Origin of the sequence: Anaerofustis stercorihominis, from assembly GCF_005844425.1 — a bacterium.
Classification (GTDB): domain Bacteria; phylum Bacillota; class Clostridia; order Eubacteriales; family Anaerofustaceae; genus Anaerofustis; species Anaerofustis butyriciformans.
The window spans coordinates 22,820-30,008 of sequence record NZ_SPHL01000007.1 but is presented as its reverse complement, the minus strand read 5'-3'; the positions used below and the strand labels follow the sequence as shown (position 1 = coordinate 30,008).

General features: G+C 36.4%; 5 protein-coding genes. 1 reads left to right on the top strand and 4 read right to left on the bottom strand.

The window, feature by feature from the left end; translation table 11 throughout:
- Positions 1-578 precede the first annotated feature (578 nt).
- From FGQ49_RS03250 to FGQ49_RS03235, 4 genes are all read right to left on the bottom strand, one after another.
- Positions 579-764, bottom strand: a complete 186-nt coding sequence (locus FGQ49_RS03250) for a cysteine-rich KTR domain-containing protein (protein ID WP_138268483.1) — start codon at positions 762-764, stop codon at positions 579-581.
- Position 765: 1 nt separating this feature from the next.
- Positions 766-2,496 carry an ABC transporter ATP-binding protein gene (locus tag FGQ49_RS03245; RefSeq protein WP_138268482.1) on the bottom strand — a complete coding sequence of 577 codons (1,731 nt, stop codon included), beginning with the start codon at positions 2,494-2,496 and terminating at the stop codon, positions 766-768.
- Positions 2,493-4,268 (bottom strand): ABC transporter ATP-binding protein, encoded by a 1,776-nt coding sequence (locus FGQ49_RS03240; RefSeq protein ID WP_138268481.1) that lies wholly within the window; start codon positions 4,266-4,268, stop codon positions 2,493-2,495. Before FGQ49_RS03240 ends, FGQ49_RS03245 begins: the two co-directional genes overlap by 4 nt.
- A 169-nt stretch (positions 4,269-4,437) precedes the next feature.
- Complete coding sequence (locus tag FGQ49_RS03235; protein WP_138268480.1) at positions 4,438-5,073, bottom strand: TetR/AcrR family transcriptional regulator; 636 nt, start codon at positions 5,071-5,073, stop codon at positions 4,438-4,440.
- A gap of 1,677 nt (positions 5,074-6,750) precedes the next feature.
- Here FGQ49_RS03235 and mraZ point away from each other — a divergent pair.
- Positions 6,751-7,188: a division/cell wall cluster transcriptional repressor MraZ gene (gene mraZ, locus FGQ49_RS03230; protein ID WP_138268479.1), complete on the top strand. Its 438-nt coding sequence runs from the start codon at positions 6,751-6,753 to the stop codon at positions 7,186-7,188.
- The last annotated feature ends 1 nt before the right edge of the window (position 7,189 follow it).

The following is a 7,189-nucleotide window of genomic DNA, read 5'->3' as shown; positions in this document are numbered from 1 at the left end:
TTTAAGTAAACTTTGCGACTTAGGTTTGGTAGGATTTCCCGAAAATATACAAAAACGTCGCCTCTTCGCAGATACATTACTCATAGTAGTTGTCGATTGTAAAAGGTTTATTAAATGTTTTCTTCATTGTACAGTCAGGTTATACTTTATGCTTGTGTTTTATTATGGGGATGTGTTAATTGCATTATTGCGGAGGACGCCTTTACAGAAAAGGAGAAAGGTACACTCGGTATGTTTATGGATTGCTCTGTATATTTCATCATAACTGTTTCTAATTATTCCAGGTAGGGCTTATTACGACAAACGCCCATAAAAAATCAAGTTGAATGAGCGTTTGTGTAATATATAATTATTGAGTTTAAAGACCGTTACTTGTTATGTGATTTATCTATATATATCGTGTGAATTATCATTTCATGCTCGTAATAATATATTATCTAAATGAATATCGAATTTTTTTATAAAAGATATTCTGTTTGATTTTTCTGATAAAAAAAGTAACACGACGATACCTCCCCATATCGTCGTATTGATTTTTATAAAAAAAGAGCGGATAACAGCATTTCAAAATTTGCTTGTTATCGGCTCTGCGTCTGTGCGTCCGGCTCTTTGATAACTGATATATTCATCTGATATACGTTAATCAGAATTTCCTGTTTGCATTTCGGACAATATAACGGGAAATTTTTTAGTTCGGTATCGCTTCGTATTTTCAACCTTGTTTTTCCTTGACACATAGGACATATTATCCATTCAGTATTCATTTTAGATGCCCCAATCCATACCGGTCATTTGCAATTTTACCATATGTGGATAAATTTTACCTGTGTTCATAAGGTTTTCCGGTGTACCCTGTTCGGCAACATAACCGTCCGAAAGTACAACCACTTTGTCAGCATTGCTTACTGTACGCATACGGTGTGCGATAACAAGTACGGTTTTATCCTTTATAAGCTTTGATAAAGCAGCCTGTATCAAGGTTTCGTTTTCTGCGTCAAGGCTTGCAGTTGCTTCATCAAGTAAAATGATAGGAGAATTTTTGAGAAAAGCACGTGCTATTGAAATACGTTGTCTTTCGCCGCCGGATAATTCGCATCCGTTTTCACCGATCATACTGTTATATCCGTCCGGTAGTTTCATTGCAAATTCTTCACAATTTGCCAGTTTTGCCGCTGCAAGAACTTCCTCATCGGTCGCATCTTTTCTTCCTATTCTGATATTTTCCATTATTGTATTGTTAAACAGAGTCACATCTTGAAATACGATAGAGTATAGTGACAGCAATGTTTCCGGTTCTATTTTGGATATATCCATACCACCAACCGTGATTTTTCCTTTATTGATATCCCAAAAACGTGCGGCAAGGCGTGACACTGTAGTTTTCCCTCCTCCGGACGGTCCGACTAAGGCAGTGACTTCTCCTTGTTTTGCGGTAAAGGATACGTCTTTTAATACTGTTTCTCCCGTATGATATGCGAATCCCACATGGTCAAATACAATGTCATATCCTTTGTTTGATAACCGATTGTTGCCTGTTTGTATAGGTTGATCAAAAATTTCATTCATACGATTTATGTTTGTTTTTGAAGAAATTACCGCAGCAAGATTTTGTAATGCACCTTCAAGGGGAGCATATAATCTTGAAGCTACAAGTAGAAACATAAAAAACAGCGGAATATCGATTTCTCCGCGAATGAGTAACGTAGAACCAACTAGAGCAACCGTCGCAATTCCAAATTTTAATATAAGCGTTGAAGAAACAACAAAAAGAGCAGTTCCGAGTTCTGTTATAATGTGACGTTTTTCTACATGGTCGATTTTTTTATCAAGCTTTCTTAAATAGCTTTTTTCTGCATTGTTTGATTTCAGGTCTTGCAGACATTCGATACACTCCTGAACTCCGCTTTCAAGAGCAACATTTGCTGCAACGGATTTTTTGTTGAAGTACTCCTGTATGCGAGCTGAAAAAAATGTAATAGCAAATGCAATCGGCAAAACCCAAACTGCAGCAAGAGCCATACGCCAATCATAGATAAAAAGTCCTAGGGAAATCAGTGTTGTTGAAATAAGGGAACCTGCCAAAGCTGGAACGTAATGAGAAAATGTTGTTTCCAGTGTGGCACAGTCGCCCATAATTGAATTTGTCAAATCGGCAAGGTCTTTTTTACCGAAAAACGATAAAGGGATTTTTCGGAGTTGTTCAGCCAAAGATATACGTCTTACACCGCTTTCCACGTAAGTTGCCAAATAGGTGGTGTTATATTGAAACCAAGTTGCAATGAATATAAGGCATAAGCAAACCAACACTCCGATTATATAAAAGACGATGCGGTTTCCGGTTACCCCTCCATTCATAGTATCAATGACAAAATAATAGAGTAGTCCAACTGGAAACATAAACGATAAATCCTGTGCAACACAAGCAATACAACCTTTTATTAAATCAATAGCCCCTTGTCTTGATAACGCAAAGCGTCTTTGAAGTATTTTAATCATGTGTTTACCTCCTTTGCAATTTTCCATTCCGCAGCTTCGGAATAATTCTTCCACATTTTTGCGAATACGCTATTTTTTTCTACCAGCTCACTGTGTGTGCCACTTTCGATGATTTCACCATTTTGCAACACATAAATACAATCGGCTTCTGTGATTGATGACAGTCTGTGTGCAATCATAATAACTGTTTTCCCCTTTGAGAGAGCCGACAAAGCTTGCTGTACCCGTACTTCATTGTCTGGGTCGGCAAATGCGGTGGCTTCGTCAAGAATCAGGATAGGTGCATTTTTCAAAATTGCGCGTGCAATGGCTATTCTTTGCTGTTCTCCTCCTGACAAGTATACGCCTTTTGTTCCGACAACCGTATTTATACCATTCGGTAATTTTTCGATAATGTCAATACACTGAGCCGCCTCCAAAGCATGGATGATTTCTTTTCGTGTGGCATCGGGTTTTGCCATGCGTACATTTTCTAGTATGGACGCTTTGATAAGATGACTGTTCTGAAAAACAAAAGATACTCTGTTCATCAATGTTTCTTTCGGAATATTGCGTATGTCAATATTTCCTATCAGTATACGTCCTTTTTGAGGGTCAAAAAATCTTGTAACGATATTTGCAAGCGTTGTTTTACCTCCACCAGACGGCCCGACCAATGCTACTACCTGTCCCGGCTTTATGGAAAGTGATATATCGTTGAGCGCATTTTTCTTTCCATCATAACTGTAACTGACGTGTTCCAATGTAATACCATTGTCTTTGGGGATATTATTTATGCGACTTTCAGACAATGGTTGTTCGTTTAACACTTCGTCAATTCTGCCGAAAGCGTCATCCACAATCATTGTATCCTCACTCATAAACATGATTTTTGTAAGTGTTGTGCCAATGACTGGAGTAATCACAATATAGAAAATAAGATTCAGTAACAGTTCATTTGTTACGCCGTTTCCGGTAAATATGATACCTCCGGCAATTAGAAATGCGAATACTCCATTAATTGCTGTTGTATAGAACAGCATAGGCATACGCAAGGATTTTGTGTATGCTATGACCCATGTTTCATAGTTATCTATTGCCTTTTTAAAACGTTTGAAAGAAAAGACCGTCTGTCCGAAAGTCTTTACTACGGGCACCCCCCTTACATATTCAACGGCTTCGTTTGACATATCCGAGAGTGCATTCTGATATTGTTCCATGCGTTTTTCCATTTCTTTTCCTGTCATTTTCATCATAATCAAAAAGCCAAGAACAACAGGAACAAGACTTAAAAGCCCCAATCGCCAGTCAAAAACAAGCAACAAGAAAAGCAATCCTATGGGAGTAGCAATTGCGCCCGCTTTGTCGGGAAGTCTATGTGCAAGGTATGTTTCCGTAGCGGCGCTGGAACTGTTTACAATTCTTCGCAGTTTCCCGCTTCCGTATTTTTCTGTTATTCCAAGCGGTAGGGACGCAATATGATGCATAAGTTCTTTTCGGATATTTGCAGCAATCCTAAACGCGCTTATGTGTGAACACATCAATGCAGTTATGTAGATAACTATGGAAACAATCGCAAACAATACGGCAAACCAACCGTATTCCGTGACATTCGCTGCTTCTGAGAAGTTCGGTGAAACTTCCAGTATGCAGTGAATGATACGCCATATGTACCAAAAAGGTACAAGTGCCAATAATGCGCTTATTACAGACAATACCCAAGAAAGATAAGTTAATATCCTGTATTTTCCGGCATAGTCCATCAATCTTGATAGATTTGACTGTTTTTTCATTATAAAAGTCTCCTTAGAAATTTTTTATGATATAGAATGTTAAATAACCGAATTCGAATATCCTTATTGTGATAATATTATTTTACGAGTTAGTCATTGCTAACTTAAGTGCCAAATATAATGGAAAGTGTACACTTTCCATTATTAACAATTATAGTTTTATTAAAAATTACAGTTTGGATTGTTCTGACTGCCCCATGATTTTCATCCATCCGGCAGTATAAAAAGCTCTCATTTCTTTCAGATAATGCTTTGCTTCTTTAAGGGGCATTTCATGTATAACCAGCTCGAAAAAAGTATTAAACATTCCTGTAATCAAAATATGCTCTAAACGTTTATCGATTGGAGGTGCAGGTTTCCCTAGCTTTTCAAGAACCGTCAAATAATCATGTGTACCTTTTGTTTCTATTTTTACCATTTCATCGATCAGTTTTGAAAAACGAGTTCCCTCCGAACAACAAAGTATGAGCTTAAATTCATTTAAATGTTCATATATGTACAAAAGCATTTCATACATACATTCTCCGGAAACAGAGCTAAGATTGTCGGGCTGTTTTTCCGGTGGTATTTCTGCAAATTCTTTTTGAGCTTTACAGAAACGATTCAATAAAAAATTGTAATGTTCGCCTACCAAAGCTTCAAATAAATCTTCTTTGCTGTTATAGTAACCATAAAACGCACCCGTTGTTACGCCTGCTGTTTTGACAATATTCCTCAAAGAAGCCGACTTATAACCTTTTTCAAGAAATTCCTGCATTGCCGTTGAAAGAATCAGATTTAGTGTTGTTTGTTTGTTTTCACTCATATTCTCATCCTTGTATAACACTGTTATATATCACTGTTATATTATATGATAAATCAAAATATTTGTCAATAGTTAAAAATTTGTAGATTTTATTCCATGTTTATGGCGTTGGTATTTTTTAACTTTTATCATTATTATTAAAAGTAAGAAATATTTTTATAACATTTCTTTCAATACTTCGGCAAAAACACTTTGTATTGTGTTGCAAGCAGAGAGAAAAAAAGTCAGAAGACTTTGGGAATTTCCTATCTAATAAGCAAAGTACAATACATTTTTAGGGAAAGATATTCTTTTTATACTTGCTAAGAAACTTATTTCATTACAAAGTAAAGAACGAATGGAAAAGCTAATGAAATGAAGTGACAGAAAAATAATTGGGGATAGATAAGTAAAGCGATTACCGAACTTAAGCGGCGATATTAATGAAGCGATAAGTCATGAAAGATTTTTGCAACTATACGCCGAGTATGAATCGGGGTAAAAGGAATTGACAGAGTCTGCCAATTCTGAACAATACGATGTTTATATTTATGAATAGGGTAGTAGGTATTTTTCCGCTTCTTTAACGTTATTTGTAAGTATATGGAAATGCGGGAATTAACGTCTATTATCATCAATGGGGTTGTAAAAAATCATATTCTATGTATCGGGTAAATTTATAGGGGCTGCAGACAAAAAGTTAAAATTACTTTCTTATGGATACACAAGTGTATAATTTCATTCTTTTTTGTTTGTCCTAAAAAATTTGGTATAAAAGATAAAGATTCTTAAGTTTGACGGGTTTTACATATGTATAGGGTTTTTGGAGTGAAGTTCTTATTGTACAATGTGGTTTATGGTAATAAAAAAGACAGGTTAACACCTGTCTTTTTTTAGTGGCAATAACTTAAGTAAACTTTGCGACTTAGGTTTGGTAGGATTTCCCGAAAATATACAAAAACGTCGCCGTAATTGCGGTTTCCCTTTCAATATTTTCCTGCCTCATTGCTGCGGGCAGGACCAAATTACCACTTAGTTCACACTGTAATCCCTAAATTATCTTCAAATGAAACAGCCTAGGAGCTTTCCTCGGCAGGCTTAAGATGACATAGTTTCTTTTGCAACACAGGTTTCATTGGCAATACTTTCTTATCTTTGAGCTCATATTGATAAAAAGTTGGTTTCCAACTCCCCCTGCATCACTCAAAACAGGCTACGCTATTTCAGTAATAATCACGAGATCCCCCGGATTACCACATCCATAGGTTTCTCCCATAAGAATATTCTTATGAGCCTCCGCGGAAATAGGGTCATCGCCCACATGCCGTTGCAGATCGCCCCATTTCCTTTACTTCCTGAAAGAACCCCTTACTGGGCGTAAGAAGCCCAAACAAGAAACTTCATCGATGTGCCCTTTGACGGATTTTTAGCCCCGCCTTCAATCAAAATAAGTCTGACTAGGATACTGCGCCACTTTGTATATTATATCATACCCAAAATATTCTTACAAGATAAGTGATTTTTATAAATAAATATTTTTATAAGGGTTATTCACAACTTGTCCACAGATTGTTTAGAAAATATGTTCTATAAATATTAAAATTATCAAAAAAGTTTAAATTTTAAGCAAATTTGGTTGCCAAGGGTGGTATCAAGTGGTAAAATGAGAACATAAACGGGTATAGAGTGGTAAGAATTATGCTAATAGGAGAATATAATCACACAGTTGACAGTAAAGGAAGAGTTAATGTGCCTGCCAAATTCAGAAATGAACTTGGGGATTCTTTTATTATGTGTAAAGGTCTAGATAAATGTATCTGGGTTTATCCACAGGACGCTTGGGAAGAACTTGCAGCAAAAATCAAAAGCTTACCAACTACCGATAGAAATGCAAGAAGATTTTCAAGATTTATTTTAGGAAGTGCCTGCGAATGTTCCCCTGATAAACAAGGCAGAACAAAAGTTGCACAGGCTCTTATAGAATATGCCGGAATAATTAAGGATATTGTTGTTGTTGGTGTTGAAGATAAAGTTGAAATCTGGGATAAAGCTCAGTGGGATAGTTTCAATGATATGTCTGATGATGATATCAATGATGTAGCTCAAGAAATGTATGAAGCGGGGATAAATATTTAAG